21 protein-coding genes are annotated in these 20,444 nt (G+C 72.1%); 11 read left to right on the plus strand and 10 right to left on the minus strand.

Annotated features, from left to right (window positions below; all coding sequences use genetic code 11):
- Positions 1-218 precede the first annotated feature (218 nt).
- Together ACLJT4_RS38040 and ACLJT4_RS38045 are read right to left on the minus strand one after the other, a co-directional pair.
- Complete coding sequence (locus tag ACLJT4_RS38040; RefSeq protein WP_411129620.1) at positions 219-1,802, minus strand: FAD-binding oxidoreductase; 1,584 nt, start codon at positions 1,800-1,802, stop codon at positions 219-221.
- A 229-nt stretch (positions 1,803-2,031) separates the two neighbouring features.
- Entirely contained in the window at positions 2,032-2,217 is a 186-nt protein-coding gene (locus tag ACLJT4_RS38045) for a hypothetical protein (RefSeq protein WP_411129622.1), read from the minus strand.
- Between the two features lie 171 nt (positions 2,218-2,388).
- Here ACLJT4_RS38045 and ACLJT4_RS38050 point away from each other — a divergent pair, with 171 nt between their 5' ends.
- On the plus strand, positions 2,389-3,249 hold the full coding sequence (locus tag ACLJT4_RS38050) for a hypothetical protein (RefSeq protein WP_411129624.1): 861 nt from the start codon (positions 2,389-2,391) through the stop codon (positions 3,247-3,249).
- Positions 3,250-3,366: 117 nt separating this feature from the next.
- The gene (locus tag ACLJT4_RS38055; RefSeq protein WP_411129626.1) at positions 3,367-3,570 is read left to right on the plus strand and encodes a hypothetical protein; all 204 of its coding nucleotides are present in this window, start codon (positions 3,367-3,369) and stop codon (positions 3,568-3,570) included.
- 20 nt (positions 3,571-3,590) lie between these two features.
- On the opposite strand, the gene ACLJT4_RS38060 is transcribed toward ACLJT4_RS38055, so the two are convergent.
- A complete protein-coding gene (locus ACLJT4_RS38060; RefSeq protein ID WP_020963595.1) occupies positions 3,591-4,007 on the minus strand; it encodes a metal-sensitive transcriptional regulator in 417 nt (138 codons plus the stop codon).
- A 203-nt stretch (positions 4,008-4,210) separates the two neighbouring features.
- Here ACLJT4_RS38060 and ACLJT4_RS38065 point away from each other — a divergent pair, with 203 nt between their 5' ends.
- Entirely contained in the window at positions 4,211-4,831 is a 621-nt protein-coding gene (locus ACLJT4_RS38065) for a DUF47 domain-containing protein (protein ID WP_411129628.1), read from the plus strand.
- Positions 4,832-4,840: 9 nt separating this feature from the next.
- Positions 4,841-5,839 carry an inorganic phosphate transporter gene (locus tag ACLJT4_RS38070; protein WP_016570947.1) on the plus strand — a complete coding sequence of 333 codons (999 nt, stop codon included), beginning with the start codon at positions 4,841-4,843 and terminating at the stop codon, positions 5,837-5,839.
- A gap of 116 nt (positions 5,840-5,955) precedes the next feature.
- On the opposite strand, the gene pstB is transcribed toward ACLJT4_RS38070, so the two are convergent.
- The 4 genes from pstB to pstS all read right to left on the minus strand — a co-directional run bounded on the left by pstB (position 5,956) and on the right by pstS (position 10,061).
- Positions 5,956-6,732 carry a phosphate ABC transporter ATP-binding protein PstB gene (gene pstB / locus ACLJT4_RS38075; RefSeq protein ID WP_016570946.1) on the minus strand — a complete coding sequence of 259 codons (777 nt, stop codon included), beginning with the start codon at positions 6,730-6,732 and terminating at the stop codon, positions 5,956-5,958.
- A 33-nt stretch (positions 6,733-6,765) separates the two neighbouring features.
- Positions 6,766-7,845 (minus strand): phosphate ABC transporter permease PstA, encoded by a 1,080-nt coding sequence (gene pstA, locus ACLJT4_RS38080; protein ID WP_411129631.1) that lies wholly within the window; start codon positions 7,843-7,845, stop codon positions 6,766-6,768.
- Positions 7,842-8,834 (minus strand): phosphate ABC transporter permease subunit PstC, encoded by a 993-nt coding sequence (pstC, locus tag ACLJT4_RS38085; protein WP_411129633.1) that lies wholly within the window; start codon positions 8,832-8,834, stop codon positions 7,842-7,844. The genes pstA and pstC overlap by 4 nt, the downstream gene beginning before the upstream one ends.
- A gap of 99 nt (positions 8,835-8,933) precedes the next feature.
- A complete protein-coding gene (pstS, locus tag ACLJT4_RS38090; RefSeq protein WP_411129635.1) occupies positions 8,934-10,061 on the minus strand; it encodes a phosphate ABC transporter substrate-binding protein PstS in 1,128 nt (375 codons plus the stop codon).
- 465 nt (positions 10,062-10,526) lie between these two features.
- Between pstS and ACLJT4_RS38095 the strand changes: the two genes are divergently transcribed.
- A complete protein-coding gene (locus ACLJT4_RS38095; protein ID WP_411129637.1) occupies positions 10,527-11,612 on the plus strand; it encodes an NlpC/P60 family protein in 1,086 nt (361 codons plus the stop codon).
- A 460-nt stretch (positions 11,613-12,072) separates the two neighbouring features.
- A complete protein-coding gene (locus tag ACLJT4_RS38100) occupies positions 12,073-13,596 on the plus strand; it encodes a SpoIIE family protein phosphatase (protein WP_411129639.1) in 1,524 nt (507 codons plus the stop codon).
- A 48-nt stretch (positions 13,597-13,644) separates the two neighbouring features.
- On the opposite strand, the gene ACLJT4_RS38105 is transcribed toward ACLJT4_RS38100, so the two are convergent.
- From ACLJT4_RS38105 to ACLJT4_RS38115, 3 genes are all read right to left on the minus strand, one after another.
- The gene (locus ACLJT4_RS38105; protein WP_411129641.1) at positions 13,645-13,989 is read right to left on the minus strand and encodes a DUF2516 family protein; all 345 of its coding nucleotides are present in this window, start codon (positions 13,987-13,989) and stop codon (positions 13,645-13,647) included.
- A gap of 159 nt (positions 13,990-14,148) precedes the next feature.
- On the minus strand, positions 14,149-14,787 hold the full coding sequence (locus ACLJT4_RS38110; RefSeq protein WP_411129643.1) for a hypothetical protein: 639 nt from the start codon (positions 14,785-14,787) through the stop codon (positions 14,149-14,151).
- 32 nt (positions 14,788-14,819) lie between these two features.
- Positions 14,820-15,275: a helix-turn-helix domain-containing protein gene (locus ACLJT4_RS38115; protein WP_016578749.1), complete on the minus strand. Its 456-nt coding sequence runs from the start codon at positions 15,273-15,275 to the stop codon at positions 14,820-14,822.
- Between the two features lie 174 nt (positions 15,276-15,449).
- Between ACLJT4_RS38115 and ACLJT4_RS38120 the strand changes: the two genes are divergently transcribed.
- The 5 genes from ACLJT4_RS38120 (at position 15,450) to ACLJT4_RS38140 (ending at position 20,333) form a co-directional block, all read left to right on the plus strand.
- A complete protein-coding gene (locus ACLJT4_RS38120; RefSeq protein ID WP_411129645.1) occupies positions 15,450-16,673 on the plus strand; it encodes an NAD(P)/FAD-dependent oxidoreductase in 1,224 nt (407 codons plus the stop codon).
- Entirely contained in the window at positions 16,670-17,581 is a 912-nt protein-coding gene (locus tag ACLJT4_RS38125) for an RNA polymerase sigma-70 factor (protein ID WP_411129647.1), read from the plus strand. Before ACLJT4_RS38120 ends, ACLJT4_RS38125 begins: the two co-directional genes overlap by 4 nt.
- A 121-nt stretch (positions 17,582-17,702) precedes the next feature.
- Entirely contained in the window at positions 17,703-18,650 is a 948-nt protein-coding gene (locus ACLJT4_RS38130; protein WP_411129649.1) for an SDR family NAD(P)-dependent oxidoreductase, read from the plus strand.
- A gap of 140 nt (positions 18,651-18,790) precedes the next feature.
- Positions 18,791-19,141: a hypothetical protein gene (locus ACLJT4_RS38135; RefSeq protein ID WP_411129651.1), complete on the plus strand. Its 351-nt coding sequence runs from the start codon at positions 18,791-18,793 to the stop codon at positions 19,139-19,141.
- Between the two features lie 7 nt (positions 19,142-19,148).
- A complete protein-coding gene (locus ACLJT4_RS38140; RefSeq protein WP_411129653.1) occupies positions 19,149-20,333 on the plus strand; it encodes a glutathionylspermidine synthase family protein in 1,185 nt (394 codons plus the stop codon).
- The last annotated feature ends 111 nt before the right edge of the window (positions 20,334-20,444 follow it).

Below are 20,444 nucleotides of genomic sequence, written 5' to 3' on the forward strand. Positions count from 1 at the left end.
GGTGGTGTGCAGGACGTAAAGCGCAGCAGTCCTGCACACCACCCCCTCCGGCCCGCCACCGGCACCCAACAGCCCCGCGCAGCGGACAACGCCCCGCGCCGCAGGCGCAAAAACGGCAACCCCCACGGCGGGACAGCCGACCACGCCCGCGCCGCCAGGCGCAAACGGCAACCCTCACGGCGGGAAAGCCGACAACGTGGGAAGCAACGCAAACCCCGTCAGAGCGCCTGCGCGAACGTGCTGAACAGTCGTTGTGGGTCGTAGGTCTGCTTGACCTTGTCGAGGCGGGTGGTGGCGGTCCCGTAGTAGGCGGACTTCCAGTTGGCCAGGCCGGCGTCGGTGTAGTTCTGGTAGGCGGCGCCCGAGGAGTGGCGCTGCATCGCGCTGTGGAAGGCGTCGAGCCATGCGGTGCCGGCGGCGCCGGAGCCGCCGGCGGGCCAGGAGGTCAGGTACTGGGCGAGGAAGCGGGAGCGGCGGTGGACGAACGCGGTGTCGGCGGTGCCGACGCGGTTGATCGCGCCGCCGAGTGCGGTCAGTGCGACGTTGCCGGTGACGCCCTTGTGGCCGCCGCTTTCGATCTGGGCCAGGAGGCTCTGGACGCCGGCCGCGGACAGGTTGCGGTCGAAGAAGTGCGAGCGGGCGGCGTAGGTTTCGCGGCCGAGTGATCCGGCGCCGGTGTGGCCGGGCAGGGTGCCCGGCATGTGGCACTGGGCGGTGGACTTCGAGGAGCAGCCCGCGTATGCCTCCATGGCGTCCAGGTAGCCGATCGGGGTGAGGTGGACGCGGGTGGCCGGGCCGGGGCCGCCGGGCTGGTCGGCGAGTTTGTCGACGGCGTTCTGCAGGTCGTGGTGGCTGCCGAGGGAGAAGGCCGCGACGGAGACTGCCGGGGTGCCGCCGGGGCGGGCGTCGAAGTGGGCGGTGGACCATATCTCGTCGGGCTGGTCCGGGCCCCACTTCTGCCAGGATCCGAGCACCGCGGCGGCCTTGGCCCATGGCCAGGTCATGTATGCCATTACCGCGCGGGGCGCCGGGTGGGTGCGGAAGCGGAGTTCGGTGACCACGCCGAAGTTGCCGTTGCCGGCGCCGCGCAGGGCCCAGAAGAGCTCGGGGTGGTGGTCCTGGTCGCAGTCGACGGTCTTGCCGTCGGCGGTGACGACGGTGGCGCCGACCAGGCTGTCGCAGGTCAGTCCGTACGCGCGGGAGACCACGCCGTGGCCGCCGCCGAGCGTGAGGCCGGATATGCCGACGGTGGGGCAGGAGCCGCCGGGGACCGTGACGCCGTGCGGGGCGAGGCCCTCGTAGACGTCGATGAGTTTGGCGCCGGCTCCGATCCGGGTGGTGCCGCCGGTCGGTGCGCCGACCTTGTCGAGCGCCGAGACGTCGATGATGAGTTTGCCGTTGCCGCTGGAGAAGCCGGCGTAGGAGTGGCCGCCGCTGCGGATGGCGACGGGGGCGTCGTAGCGGCGGGCGAAGGCGAGGCACTCGGCGATGTCGCCGGGGTGTTTGACGTAGGCGATGGCGGACGGCTTCAGGGTGTCGAAGCGGGTGTTGTACAGGCGGCGGGCGGTGGCGTAGGAGGCGTCTGAGGCGCGTATCAGATCGCCGTCGAGGCCCTTGCCGAGTGCGTTCCAGGCGGTTTGGGTGGCGGGGGTTCTGGCGGCCGCCGCGCTGTTCATGGCGCCTGTGGTCCCGCTGGAGGAGGCCGCCGCGGTGGGGCCGCCGGGGGCCTCGCAGCCGGTGGTCCAGGCGAGGGAGGTGGCCGCGAGTCCGCCGCCGGCCGTCAGGAGTGTGCGCCGCTTCACTGGGATGGATCCCCCTTGGTTGTCGTACGGTCCGGTCCCGGCCCGCCGGTCGTCCGGCCGGTGGGCGCGGGGGGTGTGCCGGGGCATCGCACCTGTGGGTCGGCCGGTAACGCTCCCGTTGTTCCGTGTCGTCCGGTACGCGAGTGAAGTCCGTTACCGCGTGGTGCTGTTGTGCCCCTCATTACCCAGATGCGGCGCGGGGGGTGACGGGTTCCCGGAACGGACCGGGTCATTCCACGGGGCGGTCCACCACGGCGTCGGGACCGCCGTGCGCAGCCGCCGCGTGACGCTCGGCATCGGTCCGGGCCTGGGAGCGGGCGCGGCGGGCCATTCCGGTCCAGCCGCAGTCGCAGCGGGCCAGGCAGAAGGAGCCGCGCTCGGTGGTGGAGGTGCGGTGCGGGGCTGGTTCGGGCACCCGGCCACGCTACGCGCCCCAGGTGTCGTTGCGTGACGGGGCCCCGTCACGGTCGTTGAACGGTGCGGTCGACGCACCGTCAGACGAGTCGGGGGCGGGACGTCCGACCGTCCCGAGCGGACCGGCCGGCCCAGGCGGTCCCGAGCACGGCGGCCGAGGGGGCTCGTACGCATGGTGGTGCAGGACAGGCGAGGTGGCGCGGTCGCCGCGGCCGTGGTGTGCGGGACGGGACTGATGGCGGGGCTGCTGGCGACGGCGGGCTGTTCCCCGAACGGCGCGGCGGCGGACGACCAGGTGGCGCCCGCGCGGGCGCCGGCCGCGGTGGAACTGCGGCGCAGCGTCGAGGCGCTGCTGCGGGCCGGCACGGCCAGGGTGCGGACGGCGATGGAGACGGTCAGCGGCGGGACGCTGGTGGCGATCCGGGGGGCGGGCGGCTACGACTTCGCGACCGCCAGCGGGCAACTGCGCTTGGTACTGCCGGATCTGAAGGGCAAGCCCAGCGGCGGCAACCAGCCGATCACCGAGGTCCTGGCGCCCGGTGCGCTGTTCATGAAGAACCGCGGGGCGGGGGTGCCGGCCGACAAGTGGGTGCGGGTGGACACCGCGACGCTGCCCGACGGGAACCTCGTCACCGGCGGGGCGACGGATCCGCTGGCCGCCGCCGAACTCCTGCGCGGCGTGCGGGAGGTGACGTTCCAGGGGCAGGAGCGGTGGGGCGGGGTGCCGGTGCGGCACTACCGCGGTACGACCGATCTGGCGGCGGCCGCCGGGCGGGCGTCGGCGCGGACCCGGCCCGCGCTGGTGGCGGCGGAAAAAGGGTTCACCACCATGGTGGTGCCGTTCGACGCCTACGTGGACGATGCCGGGCGGTTGCGCAAGGTGCGCCAGCGGTTCCGGTTCGCCAACGGGGTGCCGGCGGGGGCGTCGGTGACCTCCACGACCGAGCTCTACGCGTTCGGCAGCCCGGTCGTGGTGCGGCTGCCGGACCGGCGCGACATCTTCACCGGGAAGATCTCCGCGGCGTCCGCGTAGGCGCGACGGCGCGGGCCGGGGCGCGGAAATGGTCCTTCCGTGTCATGTGCGGGGCGGGTGGCCCTCCTTACCCTGGCGGTAACCACCACGGCGTGGGAAGGCGCTCGAAGGGAGGAGGTGTCGGACGTGCCCGCCCATCGCCATCCGACGGTTCAGGACCAGGTCGCCCTCACCGAGATCGACCTCACCGGTGAGTTGATGATCGCGGCGGCGGCCGCGAGCGAGGACCGGCTCAGCACCGACCGGATCGACGAGCTCCTGCACGTGGCCGGCGCCCTGCGCGGGGACCGGCCCGATCGACAGGCGCCGGACGCGCCCTGACGGGCCCGGCCGCGCGGCGGTCAGCTGCGCAGCATCCGCTCGATCGCCTTGGTCGCCTCCTGGACCTTGGCGTCGACGGCGTCCGGTCCCTGGGCGGCGGCGTCGGCGACGCAGTGCCGCAGGTGCTCCTCCAGCAGTTGGAGGCCGAAGGATTGCAGGCCCTTCGTGCTGGCCGAGACCTGGGTGAGTATGTCGATGCAGTAGACGTCTTCTTCGAGCATGCGCTGCAGACCGCGGATCTGGCCCTCGATGCGGCGCAGTCGCTTGATGTGCGCGTCCTTTTGCTTGGCGTAGCCGTGACCGCCCGGCGCCGGAGTCCCCACAGCGTTATCGGTCACAGATCCGGGGGCGGTGCGGGGGGCGGTTTCCGGCGGGGAGCCGTGGCAGGCCGCGGCGGCTGCGGTGCCGCCGCTGGTGCCCGCGTCCGTGGTCGTCATGGCCATCTCCCGTGGTATTGAAGCGATCCGTATACCCCCGGCGGGTATATCGTACCGAAATTTTCGGGCACTCGCGGTACCCCGTGCAGAGCATGCTGCCCGATGGGCGACACTGAGGGAATGCCGGTTAGCTGGGTTAGCTGTGGCTGGATGATGCGCCTAGCATCAACTCGACCGAATCCGATGCACCCCGAGGATTTCACGTGCGCTTTCGTCTGACCCCCAGGGAGACGAGCTTCTATGACATGTTCGCGGCGTCCGCCGACAACATCGTCACCGGCTCCAAACTCCTGATGGAAATGCTCGGGGCGGACTCCTCCGCACGGGCCGAGATCGCCGAACGGATGCGCGCGGCCGAGCACGCAGGGGACGACGCGACGCACGCGATCTTCCACCAGCTGAACTCCTCGTTCATCACGCCGTTCGACCGCGAGGACATCTACGCCCTCGCCTCGTCGCTCGACGACATCATGGACTTCATGGAGGAGGCCGTCGACCTGGTCGTCCTCTACAAGGTGGAGGAACTCCCCAAGGGCGTCGAGCAGCAGATCGAGGTGCTGGCGCGGGCGGCGGAGCTGACCGCCGAGGCGATGCCGAACCTCCGCACGATGGCGAACCTCACCGAGTACTGGATCGAGGTCAACCGCCTGGAGAACCAGGCCGACCAGATCCACCGCAAGCTGCTGGCCCACCTCTTCAACGGCAAGTACGACGCCATCGAGGTGCTCAAGCTCAAGCAGATCGTGGACATCCTGGAGGAGGCGGCGGACGCCTTCGAGCACGTCGCCAACACGGTCGAGACCATCGCGGTCAAGGAGTCCTGAGCGCCGGCCATGGACACCTTCGCGCTCATCGTGACCATCGCGGTCGCGCTCGGATTCACCTACACCAACGGCTTCCACGACTCGGCGAACGCGATCGCGACCTCGGTCTCGACGCGTGCCCTGACCCCGCGGGCCGCGCTGGCGATGGCGGCCGTGATGAACCTCGCCGGTGCCTTCCTGGGCAGCGGCGTCGCCAAGACGGTCAGCGAGGGGCTGATCGCGACCCCGCACGGCAGCAAGGGGATGGGCATCCTCTTCGCCGGGCTGCTCGGCGCGGTCGTCTGGAACCTCGTCACCTGGTACTTCGGCCTGCCGTCCTCGTCCTCGCACGCGCTCTTCGGCGGCCTGGTCGGCGCGGCGCTGGCCGGCGGGACGCAGGTGATCTGGTCCGGCGTGATCGAGAAGGTCGTCCTGCCGATGTTCATCTCGCCGGTGATCGGGCTGGTGCTCGGCTACCTGGTGATGGTGGCCATCCTCTGGCTGTTCCGGAAGGCCAACCCGCACAAGGCCAAGCGCGGCTTCCGCATAGCGCAGACCGTCTCGGCGGCGGGCATGGCGCTCGGGCACGGTCTCCAGGACGCCCAGAAGACCATGGGCGTCGTGGTGATGGCGCTGGTCATCGCCGACGTCGAGACGGCCGACGACGCCATTCCGCTGTGGGTCAAGCTGGCCTGCGCGATCACCATGTCGCTCGGTACGTACGCGGGCGGTTGGCGGATCATGCGGACCCTGGGCCGGCGGATCATCGAGCTGGACCCGCCGCAGGGCTTCGCCGCGGAGACCACGTCCGCCTCGGTGATGTACGTGGCGTCGTTCCTGTTCCACGCGCCGATCTCCACCACGCACGTCATCACCGCCTCGATCATGGGCGTCGGCTCGACCAAGCGCCCGCGTGCGGTGCGCTGGGGCGTGGCCAAGAACATCGTGATGGGCTGGTTCATCACGATGCCGGCCGCGGCGCTCGTCGCCGCCCTGGTGTTCTGGCTGATCAAGCTGGCGTTCGGCTGACGACCGGTCCCCGGTCCGCAGATGGTGAAGGGCCCGCCCCCGGGTGAGGGGCGGGCCCTTCGTCCTGTGGTGGCACCGCCATGCAGCACCGCAGGACACCGGGGGCGGCCGACGGCTCAGCCGAAGCGGCCGGAGATGTAGTCCTCGGTGGCCTGGACCGACGGGTTGGAGAAGATCCGCTCGGTCTCGTCGATCTCGATGAGCTTGCCGGGCTTGCCGACGGCCGCCAGGTTGAAGAACGCGGTGCGGTCCGAGACCCGCGCGGCCTGCTGCATGTTGTGCGTCACGATGACGATCGTGAAGCGCTCCTTCAACTCCCCGATCAGGTCCTCGATGGCGAGGGTGGAGATCGGGTCGAGCGCCGAGCAGGGCTCGTCCATCAGCAGCACCTGCGGCTCGACCGCGATGGCGCGGGCGATGCACAGCCGCTGCTGCTGGCCGCCGGAGAGGCCCGAGCCGGGCTTGTTCAGGCGGTCCTTGACCTCGTTCCAGAGGTTGGCGCCCTTCAGGGAGCGCTCGACGACGTCCTTGAGCTCGCTCTTGCGGTACTTGCCGTTCAGGCGCAGCCCGGCCGCGACGTTGTCGAAGATCGACATCGTGGGGAACGGGTTGGGGCGCTGGAAGACCATGCCGACGGTGCGGCGGACGGCGACCGGGTCGACGCCGGAGCCGTAGAGGTTCTCGTCGTCCAGCATCACCTTGCCCTCGACGCGGCCGCCGGGGGTGACCTCGTGCATCCGGTTCAGGGTGCGCAGGAAGGTCGACTTGCCGCAGCCGGAGGGGCCGATGAAGGCGGTCACCGAGCGCGGCTCGACGGTCATGGAGATGTCGTCGATGGCCTTGTGGGCGCCGTAGTACGCGTTCAGGCCGCTGACGTCGATTCGCTTGGCCATGGAAATCACTGCTTCTTTCTGTTCGCGGCTCGGTCAGCGGCCGGCTTTGGGGGCCTTCCAGCGGGCGATGCCGCGGGCCACCAGGTTGAGGACCATGACGAAGGCGATCAGCACGAGTGCCGCGGCCCAGGCCCGGTCGTAGGAGGCGTCGGAGCCCTGCTGCCACTGCTGGAAGACGTAGAGCGGCAGGGACTGCTGGGCGCCGTCGAAGGGGTTGTTGTTGATCGTCTTGGCGCCCCAGACCAGCAGCAGCACCGGGGCGGTCTCGCCGGTGATGCGGGCGATGGCGAGCATCACGCCGGTGGTGATGCCGCCGATCGAGGTCGGCAGGACGACCTTGAGGATCGTGCGCCACTTCGGGATGCCGAGGGCCAGGGACGCCTCGCGCAGCTCGTTCGGGACGAGCTTGAGCATCTCCTCGGTGGAGCGGACCACGACCGGCATCATCAGGATCGCCAGCGCCATCGAACCGGCGAAGCCGGACGGGCCGAAGCCGAGGATCAGGATCCACACGGAGAGGACGAACAGGCCGGCGACGATCGAGGGGATGCCGGTCATCACGTCGACGAAGAAGGTGACGACCTTCGCGAGCGTGCCGCGGCCGTACTCGACGAGGTAGATGGCGGTCAGCAGGCCGAGCGGGGCGGCGATCAGGGTCGCCAGGCCCACCTGCTCCAGGGTGCCGATGATCGCGTGGTAGACGCCGCCGCCGGGCAACGCGTCGGGCAGCGTGCCCATCGAGTGGGACAGGAAGTACCCGTTGAGGACCTTGCGGCCACGGTCGACGGTCTCCCACAGCAGCGAGGCGAGCGGGACGACGGCGAGCAGGAAGGCGGTCCACACGACGGTGGTGGCCAGCCGGTCCTTGGCCTGTCGGCCGCCCTCGACGGCCGCGGTCAGCAGGAACGTGCCGACGACGAAGAGCAGTGCGGCGATCAGTCCCCACTGGACGGCCGAGTCCAGGCCGGCGGCCAGGCCGGTGCCGCAGCCGGCGGCGACGGCGACCAGGGCGAGGACCGGCAGGGTCCAGCGCGGCAGCCGGGACTGCTTGAGCGCGAGCGGGGTGCGCGGCTCGGCGACCTTGCGGTGGCGGTGGCTGGTGGCGACGGTCATGAGGAGGCCCCCGAGTACTCCTTGCGGCGGGCGATGATCAGCCGGGCCGCGCCGTTGACGAGCAGGGTGATCACGAAGAGGACGAGGCCGGAGGCGATCAGAGCGTCCTGGCCGAAGGTGTCGGCCTCGCTGAACTTGCTGGCGATGTTCTGGGCGAAGGTGCCGCCGCCCGGGTCCAGCAGGCTGGCGTTGATCAGGAAGCTCGGGGAGAGGACGGTGGCGACGGCCATCGTCTCGCCCAGTGCCCGGCCCAGGCCCAGCATGGAGGCGCTGATGACGCCGGAGCGGCCGAACGGCAGCACCGACATCCGGATGACCTCCCAGCGGGTGGCGCCGAGGGCCAGTGCGGCCTCCTCGTGCATCCGCGGGACCTGGAGGAAGACCTCGCGGCTGACGCTGGTCACGATCGGCAGGATCATGATCGCGAGCAGGATGCCGACGGTGAACAGCGAACGGGCGGCCCCGTTGCTGTAGCTGAAGATCCCGGTCCAACCGAGGAAGTCGTTCAGCCAGCCGTAGAGGCCGCTCAGGTGCGGGACGAGGAAGAGCGCGCCCCACAGGCCGTAGACGATGCTGGGGACCGCGGCGAGCAGGTCGATGACGTAGCCCAGCGGCGAGGCCAGCCTGCGCGGCGCGTAGTGCGAGATGAACAGGGCGATGCCGACCGCGACCGGCACCGCGATGAGCATCGCGACGACCGAGCTGACGAGGGTGCCGAACGCGAGCACCGCGATGCCGAACTTGGGCTCGGTGCCGACGGCGTTCCAGTCCAGGGTGGTGAAGAAGTTGCTCTTGTCCCCGGAGATGGCGAGGACCGAGCGGTAGGTGAGGAAGGCCGCGATGGCGGCCATGATCACCAGCAGGGCGATGCCGGAGCCCCGGGAGAGCCCGAGGAAGATCCGGTCACCGGGGCGGACCGCCTTGCCGGAGACCGATCCGGTGGCCGGTGGCGGGGACGGTGCGGTTGTCGGGTGGGGTGAGTAGTCCATGGGTTTCTCCGGTCTGCGGAGCCCTGCGGGGGCTCCTGCGCGGCGGTGCACCGGATGGGCGGCGGTCCCGGCGGGTCGTCGGGACCGCCGCCCGGCGGGTCAGGAGAGCGTCGCGACGGTCTTGCGGACCTTGTCGGCGATCTCGGTCGGGAGCGGGGCGTAGCCGAGGGCCTTGAGGGCGTCCTGGCCGTCCTTGCTGGAGACGTAGGTCAGGAAGGACTTGGTGGCCGGCAGGGTGTCGGCCTTGTTGCCCTTGTCGCAGGCGATCTCGTAGGTCACCAGGGTGATCGGGTACGCGCCCTCGGCCTTGGTGGCGTAGTTGAGCTTCAGCGCCAGGTCGTTGGCGCCCTGGCCGGCCGGCTTGGCCTCGGCGATCGCCTTGGAGGCGTTCTCGACGGTGGCCTCGACCGGGGCCTGGGCACCGGTGTTGATCTTGACCGTCGGGATCTTGCCGGAGGTCGCGTAGGACAGCTCGAAGTAGGAGATCGCGCCGCTGGTCTGCTTGACCTGCGAGGAGACGCCGGCCGAGCCGGACGCCGCCTGGCCGCCGGTGCCCTCCCACTTCTTCGCCGGCTCGTGCTTCCAGGCACCGCCGGAGGCGGCCTTGAGGTACTTGGTGAAGTTGTCGGTGGTGCCCGAGTCGTCGGAGCGGTGGAACGCCTGGATCTTCAGGTCGGGGAGCTTGGCACCCGGGTTCAGCTTCTTGATCGCGGCGTCGTTCCAGTTGGTGATCTGCGAGTCGAAGATCTTCGCCAGGGTCGGCGCGTCGAGGACGAGGTTGTCCACGCCGGGGACGTTGTAGCCGACCGCGATCGGGCCGCCGACCATCGGCAGGTCGATCGCCTGGCCGCCCTTGCAGAGCGTCTTCGACTTGGCGATCTCCTCGGGCTTGAGCGCCGAGTCGGAGCCGGCGAAGGCCGTCTGGCCCTGGAGGAAGGTGGTGACGCCGGCGCCGGAGCCGGTGGGCTGGTAGTTGATCTCGGTGCCCTGGCAGGCGCCGGAGTAGTTCTGCACCCAGACGTCCATGGCGTTCTTCTGCGCCGACGAGCCGGAGGCGAGCAGCTTGCCCTTGCCGTCGCACTTGACGTTGGCGGCCTTGGCGGAGCTGCCGCCGCCGCTGCCGCCGGTGGTGTTGTCGGAGCCGCACGCGGTCAGGGCCAGGGCACCGGAGACGGCGAGAGCGCCAACGGCGAGGGCGCGAACCCGGTTCTTGCGCTGAAGCTTCACTGTCGAGAGTTCCTTCCTGGTGCGCGCCGTTTCCTCGGCGTGCGGAGTGGTGACGGAAAGGGGTGCGGCCGCGTTGCCTGGCGGCGGGCCGACGCCCTCGGTACGGCCGAAATTAGGCAGATCAGGTGAAGCAGCCGATGGAGCGGAGTGAACGCACGGTGAACCTCGGCCGTCAGCTGAGTGCGGAGTCGTCGGGCGCGGTCGGCCGGCTCGGGGGCGCGGACGGGGGCCGCGGGCGCGGTCGGGACGCGCCGTGACGGAGCGCCCGGTTCCGGTGCGCGGCGCCGCCCCGGAGCGCCGGGTTCCGGGTCGAACCACCCGTTCTCCACCGGGAAACGGCCCGTCGCCCTGTCGAATTACCAGTCGGTATGGCAGCATCCGCGCCGAGAGCGCGCACACGAATCGGTGCGGAACGACCGGAGGTGACTGGTGGGGAGCCAGGGGGCACAACAGGGCGTTCGGGGCGTGGGTGCGGGGTGGGGCGTACGGGGCGGCCGGCTGGCGGTGTGCACCGCGGTCGTGCTCTGTGCGACGGGCCTGCTCGGCGGGACGGCGACGGCGGTGCAGCGCACGCCCACCCCGACCCCGTCACCCGGGGGCGACGCCCGCCACCTCGAAGAGGTCCGCAAGGAGATCGAGGGCCTCTACCGCACGGCGGAGCGGGCCACCGAGGACTACAACGCCGCCGAGGAGCAGGTCCAGCTCCAGCAGAAGAAGATCGTCGAGCTGGCCCGCACCATCGACGCCGCACAGCGCCGGCTGGCCACCCTCAAGCGCCGAGCCGGTGCGCTGGCCAGCGCCCAGTACCGCACCGGAGGCATCCCGCCCGAGGCGAAGCTGATGCTCAGCACCGACCCGGAAGCCTTCCTCTTCAATGTCGATCTGGCCCGCAAGGGACAGCAGGCCGTCAAGGGCGTGATCAGTCAACTCACGCACCTCAAGAGCGACTTGGAGAATTACGCCCAGGACGCCAGTCGCCGCTGGGAGGAACTGGAAGCCAACCGCAAGAAGAAGGACGACGCCCGCAAGGAGATCAACGACAGGATCGACGCGGCGAAAAAGCTGGAATCCCGACTGGCCGCCAAGGAAAAGGAACGACTGCGGAAACTGGAGGACGACCAGGCGCTGCTCGCCCAGCAGAAATGGCTTGACTCCGGCGTACTCAAAGAGATCACCAACAAAGCCTCCGACCAGGGCAAGAAGGCGATTTCGTACGCCACTTCGCAGATCGGCAAGGATTACGTCTGGGGCGCCGTCGGACCGGACACCTTCGACTGTTCCGGACTGACCCTGCGGTCCTGGCAGGCCGCCGGCCGGACGATTCCGCGCACCTCGCAGGAGCAGTGGCGACAGCTGCCCCGGGTGGCGCTCAAGGATATGCGCCCGGGCGACCTCGTCATCTATTTCTCGGACGCCAGCCACGTCGGGATGTACCTCGGCGACGGCGCGATCGTGCACGCACCGCGCCCGGGCCGGCAGGTGACGATCACGGGCGCCGGCTCGATGCCGATCCTGGGCGTCGTCCGGCCGGACGGGGAGCCCGCCGGCTGAGCCGGCGCGGGTCCGCGGCCGGGGCGGAGCGTTTCCGGACATTTTCTGGGCGCGTATTCCGTACCGTGCGGGCGAAATGTCATCCGGTGTCGTGCGGGTGAAATGGCGGTGGCGTCGGGCGGCGCCACCGCGCACGCATTGTTTTCCTTCCCGCGGTCCGCAAGCCGCTCGACGGCCGGCCTCCGGTAGCGATCCGGTAGCGGAATGCGCTCGACCGGGGTGATGTTCGTCATTCCCCGCCCCGGGCACCCCAGGTGAAATGGCCTATCAGCCCTGGCATATGACGAACGCCGCGTGACAAAGGGCATTCCGCGTGCCGCGGTCCGGGCGCTATGGTCGCCATTCGATGCCCGGTAGCGCCCCCCGCTCGGCTGACCGACGAGCAGGGTGGAGCTGGGCACGGTGACGTGCCGGTCGGCCCGTCGCCGTACCCCTCGGGGGGAGGGAAGGAAGCAGACCCATGCCCGTACCCGTACCGCACCCGCGGACGGCCGTGCTGCCGCACCAGGCAGGACCGGCGGACTCCGGCTGCGCGGAGACCGCCCGCGCCGCCGCCGTCGGCATGCCCGCGCACGGGGGCTGCTCCGGGGCCGGCCCGCTGCCCCGCGACCTGCCGGCGGCCGAGCTGCCGCGCCCGGTCGTGGACGGTCGGACCGCTGCCCGTCCGCCGGCCGACCATGCGCCCGGCGCCACGACCGAGCCGGTGACCTCCGCCACGTCCGAGGCGCCCGCCGCCGAGTTCTCCTCGGTCGCCGCCGTCGAGCCGAGGCCCGAGCCCCCGGCCCAGGGACTGACCCTGCTCCTCATCGGCGAGGACCCGAACAGTCACGTCCCGGAGATGTGGGACTGGGCCGGCCGCAAGGTCCGGCTGCGCACCGCCCGCAACCTCACCGAGGCCGAGCGGCTGCTCACCGACGACGTGCACTGCATCCTGCTCGACCTCACCCCCGCCGAGCCGACCGGCCGCGAGGACCGCGACCCGGCCCGGGGCGACGGCACCGGCGGCAGGGGCGGAGACGAGTTGGCCGCGCTGCGCGCCGTGCTGCGCATGGCGCCGGCACAGGCCGTCCTCGTGCTCACCTGCGAGACGGACGCCGAGCGGGCCGCCGAGGCGGTGCGGGTGGGCGCCCAGGACTACCTCTTCCGCGACGAGCTGGACGGCAAGGTCCTCAGCCGCGCGGTGCGCTACGCCGTGGAACGCAAGCGCGCCGACCTGGCCCAGCGCCAGCTCACCGAGTCCCGGCTGCGCGCCCAGGAGAACGCCCGCCTGGAGCGCGGCCTGCTGCCCACACCGCTGCTGGACGGCTCCGAACTGCGCTTCGCGGCCTGCTACCGGCCCGGCCGCAGCCGCGCCCTGTTGGGCGGCGACTTCTACGACACCGTCCGCACCCCGGACGGCACCGTGCACGCCATGATCGGCGACGTCTGCGGCCACGGCCCCGACGAGGCCGCGCTCGGCGTCGAACTCCGCATCGCCTGGCGCGCGTTGACCTTCGCCGGGCTGTACGGCGACGAACTGCTGGCCACCCTGCAGAAGGTGCTGGAGAACGAGCGCTCCGACGACGAGATCTTCGCGACGCTGTGCACCGTCGACATCTCCGAGGACGGACACCGCGCCGGCGTGTGCCTGGCCGGCCACCCCGCGCCGCTGCTGGCCCGCGCCGGCGAGCAACCGGAGCTGCTGCCGTACGAGTTCGGCGGTCCGGCGCTCGGCCTGCTGCCGGAGGCCCGCTGGCCGCGCCGCCAGGTCGAGCTGGGCGCCGCCTGGAGCCTGCTGATGTACACCGACGGCCTCATCGAGGGGCGCATCGGCGAGGGCACCGCCCGGCTGGGGCAGGACGGGATGACCGAGCTGGTCGCCCGCCAGATGGCGAGCGGCCTGACGGGCGACGAACTGCTGGAGGCCGCGGTGCGCGAGGTCCGCGCCCTGAACGGCGGGGAGCTCACGGATGACGTGGCGGTCCTGCTGCTGGACCGGCGGTAGGGCGCCGGGGCCCGTCCGGGCCCGGGGCGGAGACGGGCCCGTCGGGCCTCAGCGGCCGCCGTTGTACGGTCCGTAGGGGCCGTCCGAGCTGGAGCCGCGGCGGGGGCCGCGGCCGCCACCGCCGGCCACCGTGCGCAGTGCGGGCCGGACGTCGACGGTGTAGACGATCACCGCGATCATGCCGATGATCGGCAAGAACGACAGCAGCGGCAGCAGGAACAGCAGCGCCGTCGCGGCGCCGAGGAAGATCAGCCACATGGCCTTGTTCTGCTTGTCGGCCGCGCGGTAGGCGTCGTCGCGGCGCACCGCCGCGTCGATCAGCATCACTGCGGAGTAGATGCCGAGGGCGAGTTGCACCCAGCTCAGAACGCTCTGGAACCCGTAGATCAGCACGCCGTCCACCACCCGTTAGCCGTTCGCTTCGCAGTTCGCCAGGGAACTCGGTCTGTCATCTCGGTCCGTGCGGCTCCCGTGGGCCCCACCGTACCCGGACAACGGGCCGGACACGTGGGGAGTGCCCGGCCCGTGTGATGACCGCCGCTCACCGGCGGCTCACTTCGCAGACGGCGGCGGGGTGCTCTTCTTCGCCGGGCCGGCGGCGGGCTTGCGCGCGGCGGCCGGCTTCTTCGCCGTGGCGGTCCTCGGCTCGGTCGAGGCGGTGGCCTTGGCCTCGGGGCGGGTCCCGTTGGCCGGCACGGTCTTGGCGCGACCGCCGGTCTCGGTGCCGTTCTTCGCCTCGGCCTTCGGCTCCGGCTCGATCGCCACCGCCAGCTCCTCGACCTGCTCGGCGGCGCCGCCGCGCCAGTTCTGCACCGCGCCGCGGCCGCGCTCGGCCAGCTCGTCGTAGGTCTCCCGGGCCTGCACGGCGACCTCGGCGGCCCGGCCGACGCCGCGCAGTGCCAGCTCCTGGGCCTGGTCGCGGAACTTCTTCAGGTCCCCGTCGAGCGAGCCCAGCAGGTCGGTCAGCTTCTCCTGGGCCTCCTTCGCCTGCTTGGTGACCAGGGACTGGATGTCCTTGGGGTCGGTGCTGCGGACCGACTCGAAGTGCTTGGGCGCCTCGGACTTGATCTTCTCGACCAGCTGCGGCACCTCGCCGAGCTTCTCGGCGGCCAGGTCGGCGGTACCGGCCAGGGCGTACAGCGGGGTCGCGTCGGTCAGGGCCTTGCGGAGGTCATCGGTGGTGATGGCCATGACGTGGTTCCTCCTGGAAACGATGGGTTGCGTCAGGTGGCGTGCGGGCCGCCGTCGGCCTCTGTCTCATGGGGGTGGCCCCCGTCCTCGGGTCCGTCGCCGGACCGCCGTGCGGCGTCGTCGTCCGGGGTGCTGCCGCCGAGCCCGTTCTCCTTGCGGAAGGACTCGTAGATCTGCAGCAGGACCTGCTTCTGCCGCTCGTTCAACGACGGGTCGGTGAGTATCGCGGTCTGCACCCCGGCGCCGTCCGGGCCGCGCCGCTCGTCCAGGATCCCGGCCTGGACGTACAGCGTCTCGGCGGATATCCGCAGCGCCTTGGCCAGCTGCTGGAGGATCTCCGCGCTCGGCTTGCGCAGCCCGCGCTCGATCTGGCTGAGGTACGGATTGGACACCCCCGCGGCATCCGCCAGCTGCCGCAGGCTCAGCTGCGCGGTGCGCCGCTGCTCCCGCAGGAACTCGCCGAGGTTGCCGACATTGAGTGATGCCATACCTCGATACTGCACGGTAGCGCTAACTATTGCAAGCAAGCGCTAGCAGGAGTGGTGCGTTGGGGTGTCGGGGCGGGAGCCCGGCGGCGCGCGCGGTGAGCTGTGTCACACCGCGTCACAGTCGGCGGGCCTGCGGTGTCTTGAGGCCGAACCCCTTGAACCGGAGGAGGCACCGTGAGCGTGAACACCGAGGTCGTCGTGGTCGGCGGCGGGTACGCCGGCGTCATGGCCGCCAACCGTCTGACCCAGCGCGACGACGTGACCGTGACGCTGGTCAACCCGCGCCCGACCTTCGTCGAGCGGATCCGCCTGCACCAGGTGGTGGGCGGGTCCCACGACGCGGTCGTCGGCTACGCGGCGGTCCTGGGCGCCCGCGTCCGGCTGGTGGTCGACACCGTGACGAGGATCGACGCCGCCGGGCACGGCGTGGTGCTGGCGAGCGGCGGCACGGTCGGCTACGACTACCTGGTCTACGCGGTGGGCAGTGGCAGCGCCGATCCGCGGGTGCCCGGCGCGGCCGAGTTCGCCCACCCGATCGCCACGCTGGAGGAGGCGCGGCGCCTGCGGCCGCTCGTCGACGCCGTGCCGGCGGCGACCGCGGTGACGGTCGTCGGAGGCGGGCCGACCGGCATCGAGACCGCCGCCGAGCTGGCCGAGCTCGGCCGCGCCGTCACCCTGGTCTGCGGCGGGCAGCTCGGCCCGTACCTGCACCCGCGGGGCCGGCGCTCGGTCGCCAGGCGGCTGGCCGCGCTCGGGGTGCGGGTCCTGGACGGCCCCGGCGCGAAGGTGGCGGAGGTGACGCGTGATGCCGTACGGCTCGGTGACGGCCGCACCGTGCCGAGCGCGGTGACCATCTGGACCGCCGGGTTCGGCGTGCCGGACCTGGCCGTGCGCAGCGGCCTGCGCACCGACGCCCTGGGGCGCCTGCTCACGGACGAGACGCTGACCAGCGTGGACGACCCGCGCATCGTCGCGGCCGGGGACGCCGCGGCGCCGTCGGACCGGCCGTTGCGGATGAGCTGCCAGGCCGCCGGTCCGCTCGGCGCGCACGCCGCCGACACGGTGCTCAGCCGGCTCGCGGGGCAGCGGCCCGCGGACCTCACCGTGGGGTTCGCCGGCCAGTGCCTCAGCCTGGGGCGCCGTGTCGGCGTCTTCCAGTTCGCCACCAAGGAGGACACGGCGAAGAAGTACCACCTCGGTGGCCGGCCGGGCGCGAAGCTCAAGGAGTTCATCTGCAAGGGCACCGTCAAGCAACTGGCGGACGAGGGGCGCAAGCCCGGTGCGTACCGCCTGCACAAGGTGTTCAAGGAGGGCCGGCGGCAGGCCGAGCTGCGGGGCGAGCGCGACGGGCGGCCGGCCCCCGCCGGACCGACCGGTGGCGGGGAGCGCCACCGATGACGGAGGACCGCGCCGGCGATCCGGCGACCGAGGCGTTCGTCGCCCACCGCAACCTGCTCTTCACCGTCGCCTACGAGATGCTCGGCTCGGCCGCCGACGCCGAGGACGTCCTCCAGGAGACCTGGCTGCGCTGGGTCGAGGTCGCGGTGGACCAGGTGCACGACCGGCGCGCCTACCTGGTGCGGATCACCACCCGGCAGGCGCTCAACCGGTTGCGCACCCTGACGCGGCGCAAGGAGGCGTACGTCGGGCCGTGGTTGCCCGAGCCGCTGCTCACCACGCCGGACGTGGCCGAGGACGTCGAACTCGCCGAGAGCGTGTCGATGGCGCTCATGCTCGTCCTCGAAACGCTGTCGCCGACGGAGCGCGCCGTCTTCGTGCTGCGCGAGGTGTTCGACGTCGCCTACGAGGAGATCGCGGCGGCCGTCGACAAGAGCCCCGCGGCGGTGCGGCAGATCGCCCACCGCGCCCGGCGGCACGTCGAGGCCCGCCGCCCCCGCGAGGTGGTCCCGGCGGGCACGGCCCGGGCGGCCCTGGAGGCGTTCCGCCGCGCGCTCGACACCGGGGATCCGCAACGGCTGCTCGACGTGCTCGCGCCGCACGTCGTCCTGGTGAGCGACGGCGGCGGCGTCAAGCAGGCCGCGCCCCGGCCGATCACCGGTGCGGACAAGGTGGCCCGCTTCCTCGTCGGCGGGATCGGCAAGGCCGCGGCCGCGCCGACCCTCGACCCCACCGTGGTCAACGGCAGCCCGGCCCTGGTCGTGCGGCTGGGCGGCGCGCTCGACGGCATCCTGGCGTGCCGCGTCGAGGACGACCGCATCACCGGCCTCTACTACGTCCGCAACCCCGAGAAGCTGACCCGGGTGGCGCCGACGGCCGCGGGGTCCGTGTCGGGCGGCTGTCGGTGAGCGGTCGGTGAGCGGTCGGTGGGCTGTCGGCGGCCGTTGCGATCGTGTGGGCAGGTCGTTCCGCCGGTCGTCACCGGCGGGCCGGCCGGTCGTTTCGTCGACGCAGCGAGGAGCCGCCGTGATGCCGTCCGTACCGCCCGCCCCGCCCTGGGACGTCCATCGGTTGCCGCCCGCCGACGGCCGCACCGTCCTGGTCACCGGGGGCAACGCGGGCATCGGGTACTTCGTCGCCGAACAACTCGCCACGACCGGCGCCGCCGTCGTGCTGGGCAGCCGGGACCCGGCGAAGGCCGAGGCCGCGCTGGCCGTGCTCCGCGCCCGGGTGCCCGGGGCGCGGGTGCGGGCCGTGCGGCTGGACCTCGCCGACCTCGGCTCGCTGCGGACGGCGGTGGCGTCGCTCGGGCCGCACCTGGACGCGGTCGTCCACAACGCCGGCGTCGCGCTGGACGATCCGCCGCGCCGGGAGACCGGCGACGGCCACGAGCTGATGTTCGGCACCAACCACCTGGGGCACTTCGCCCTGACCCGGTGGCTGCTGCCGCTGCTGGCGGCCGCACCCGCGGGCCGGGTGGTGACCACGGGGAGCTTCGCCGCGAAGACCGAACAACTGGACCTCGCCGACCTCCAGTCCCGGCACGACTACCGGCCCAAGCGCAGCTACGGCCGCACCAAGCTGGCGCAGATGCACTTCGGACTCGAACTCGACCGCCGGCTGCGCGCGGCCGGCTCCACCGTGACCAGCGTGGTGGTGCACCCCGGCGGGGCCCTGGACTCCCGCACGCCGACCCGGCCCCCGGTGCACGTACGGACCGCCGGCGCCTGGCTGCGCGGCCTGCCCGCCGCCGTCGTCCTCCAGGGCAAGGACGCCGGGGCGTGGCCCGCGGTGCGCGCGGTGCTCGATCCGGCCGTCGGCGGCGGGCAGCTGTGGGGGCCCCGGGTCTTCGGGCTGCGCGGCGCACCGCGGCGCGAACCGCTCTGGCGCAACCTGGCGGACACCGCCGTCGCCGGCCGGCTGTGGGCGGCGAGCAGTGAGATGACCGGGGTGGACCCCGGGGACGCCCTCGGATAGCGGGCGGCCGGCGCGAGCGGGGGAGCGGGCCTGGCGGCGGGGCGGACGGGGCTCGCCCGCCGTACGGGCCGGGCGGTGCGCCACCTAGGGTGGGCGGGCAACACAGCTTGTTCGCGTACGGACACACGGGGGTGGCCACCATGGCACGGAAGGCACAAGCGGAACAGATACGGCGACGGCTGCGCTCCAGCACCGTCATCCTCGGCGGCATGGGCGCGCTCGCCGCGGCCCTCACCTCGTGCGGCTCGGAGCCGGACAAGCGCTGCGTGGACCCCAAGAGCTACGACAGTGCCCTGGGGTACCGGGTGCTCAGCCCGTCGCAGTGCTCGTCCACGACGGGGTCGTCCACCACCGGCGGCCGCTGGTACTACGGCTCCGGCGGTTCCGGCCGGCACGCCGACGGCGGCACGTTCAGCAAGAGCCAGGCCGTCGACCGGGGCGGCTTCGGCTGCGCCGGCCCCGGATCCCGGCACGGCTCCTCGGGCGGCTGACCGCCCGATGCGCCGCCACACCCTTGAGCCCCGCCCCCACTGGCAGTCCCTCGTCGAGGCCCAGGGCCTGATCTACCCGCTGACCCGGTACCCCGACGACTCGCTGCGCCCCTATTGGGACGAGAGCGCGTACTACTCCTTCTCGGCCGACGAGATCGAGGAGTTGGAAGGGGTCGTCGAGGAACTCCACGGCATGTGCCTGGCCGCCGCCGAGCACATCGTCACCCACGACCGGTTCGCCGACCTCGGCCTCACCGACCCGCAACTGATCGCCCGGGTCGCCGAGGCGTGGCGCCGCCGCGCCGAACTGCCCTCCCTGTACGGCCGCTTCGACCTCCGCTACGACGGCACCGGCCCGGCCAAGATGCTGGAGTACAACGCCGACACCCCCACCTCCCTGGTGGAGGCCGCCAGCCCGCAGTGGTTCTGGATGGAGGACCGGTTCCCGGCCGCCGACCAGTGGAACTCGCTGCACGAGCGGCTGGTGGACGCCTGGAAGCAGCAGGCCCCCCTGCTGCCGCCGGGCGCCCCGCTGCACTTCGCGCACTCGGCCGCCGACGAACTGGGCGAGGACCTGATGACCGTCGCCTACCTGCGGGAGACCGCCGAGCAGGCGGGCCTGGCGACCGAGGCGATCACCGTGGAGGAGATCGGCTGGGACCGGCTCTCGGGCCGCTTCGTCGACCAGCGGCTGCGCTTCATCCGGGCCTGCTTCAAGCTCTACCCCTGGGAGTGGCTGGCCACCGACGCCTTCGGCCCGCACGTCCTGGACACCCTCGACAACGGCGGTGCCACCGGCACCACCCTGTGGATCGAGCCCGCCTGGAAGATGCTGCTGTCCAACAAGGCGCTGCTGGCGATCCTCTGGGAGCTGTTCCCCGGCCACCCCAACCTCCTCGCCGCCTACCTGGACGGCCCCCGCGACCTGCCCGCCGGCCCCGGCCACGTCGCCAAGCCCCTGCTGGGCCGGGAGGGCGAGGGCGTCACCGTCCACCCACCGGGAGAAGCCGCGTCCCGGCGCGACGAACCCTGCTGCTACCAGGAGTTGGCGCCACTACCGGACTTCGACGGCAACCGGGTGGTGCTCGGCGCCTGGGTCGTGGCGGACGAGGCGGCCGGACTCGGCATCCGCGAATCGACCGGCCTGGTCACCGACGAGTACGCGCGGTTCCTGCCGCACCTCATCACCTGAGAAACCCGGTGCGGCACACCGGGACGCGCTGCTACGGTCGGCCGCATGCAGCGCGCGGGCCAGAGGATCACGACGACGCCGGAGGACGTCCCGGCGCGCTGACCGCTGACC

This window comes from Streptomyces sp. x-19 (assembly GCF_046549115.1).
In the GTDB taxonomy this organism is placed as follows: domain Bacteria; phylum Actinomycetota; class Actinomycetes; order Streptomycetales; family Streptomycetaceae; genus Streptomyces; species Streptomyces albulus_C.

Bases quoted from the DNA above. Each gene is read 5' to 3' on its own strand.
- ACLJT4_RS38050 (WP_411129624.1), top strand. From the start codon at position 2,389: ATGGTGGTGCAGGACAGGCGAGGTGGCGCGGTCGCCGCGGCCGTGGTG.
- ACLJT4_RS38135 (WP_411129651.1), top strand. From the start codon at position 18,791: ATGGCACGGAAGGCACAAGCGGAACAGATACGGCGACGGCTGCGCTCC.
- pstC (WP_411129633.1), bottom strand. From the start codon at position 8,834: ATGGACTACTCACCCCACCCGACAACCGCACCGTCCCCGCCACCGGCC.
- ACLJT4_RS38130 (WP_411129649.1), top strand. From the start codon at position 17,703: ATGCCGTCCGTACCGCCCGCCCCGCCCTGGGACGTCCATCGGTTGCCG.
- ACLJT4_RS38100 (WP_411129639.1), top strand. From the start codon at position 12,073: ATGCCCGTACCCGTACCGCACCCGCGGACGGCCGTGCTGCCGCACCAG.
- ACLJT4_RS38125 (WP_411129647.1), top strand. From the start codon at position 16,670: ATGACGGAGGACCGCGCCGGCGATCCGGCGACCGAGGCGTTCGTCGCC.
- pstB (WP_016570946.1), bottom strand. From the start codon at position 6,732: ATGGCCAAGCGAATCGACGTCAGCGGCCTGAACGCGTACTACGGCGCC.
- ACLJT4_RS38115 (WP_016578749.1), bottom strand. From the start codon at position 15,275: ATGGCATCACTCAATGTCGGCAACCTCGGCGAGTTCCTGCGGGAGCAG.
- ACLJT4_RS38060 (WP_020963595.1), bottom strand. From the start codon at position 4,007: ATGACGACCACGGACGCGGGCACCAGCGGCGGCACCGCAGCCGCCGCG.
- ACLJT4_RS38070 (WP_016570947.1), top strand. From the start codon at position 4,841: ATGGACACCTTCGCGCTCATCGTGACCATCGCGGTCGCGCTCGGATTC.
- pstA (WP_411129631.1), bottom strand. From the start codon at position 7,845: ATGACCGTCGCCACCAGCCACCGCCACCGCAAGGTCGCCGAGCCGCGC.
- ACLJT4_RS38110 (WP_411129643.1), bottom strand. From the start codon at position 14,787: ATGGCCATCACCACCGATGACCTCCGCAAGGCCCTGACCGACGCGACC.
- ACLJT4_RS38140 (WP_411129653.1), top strand. From the start codon at position 19,149: ATGCGCCGCCACACCCTTGAGCCCCGCCCCCACTGGCAGTCCCTCGTC.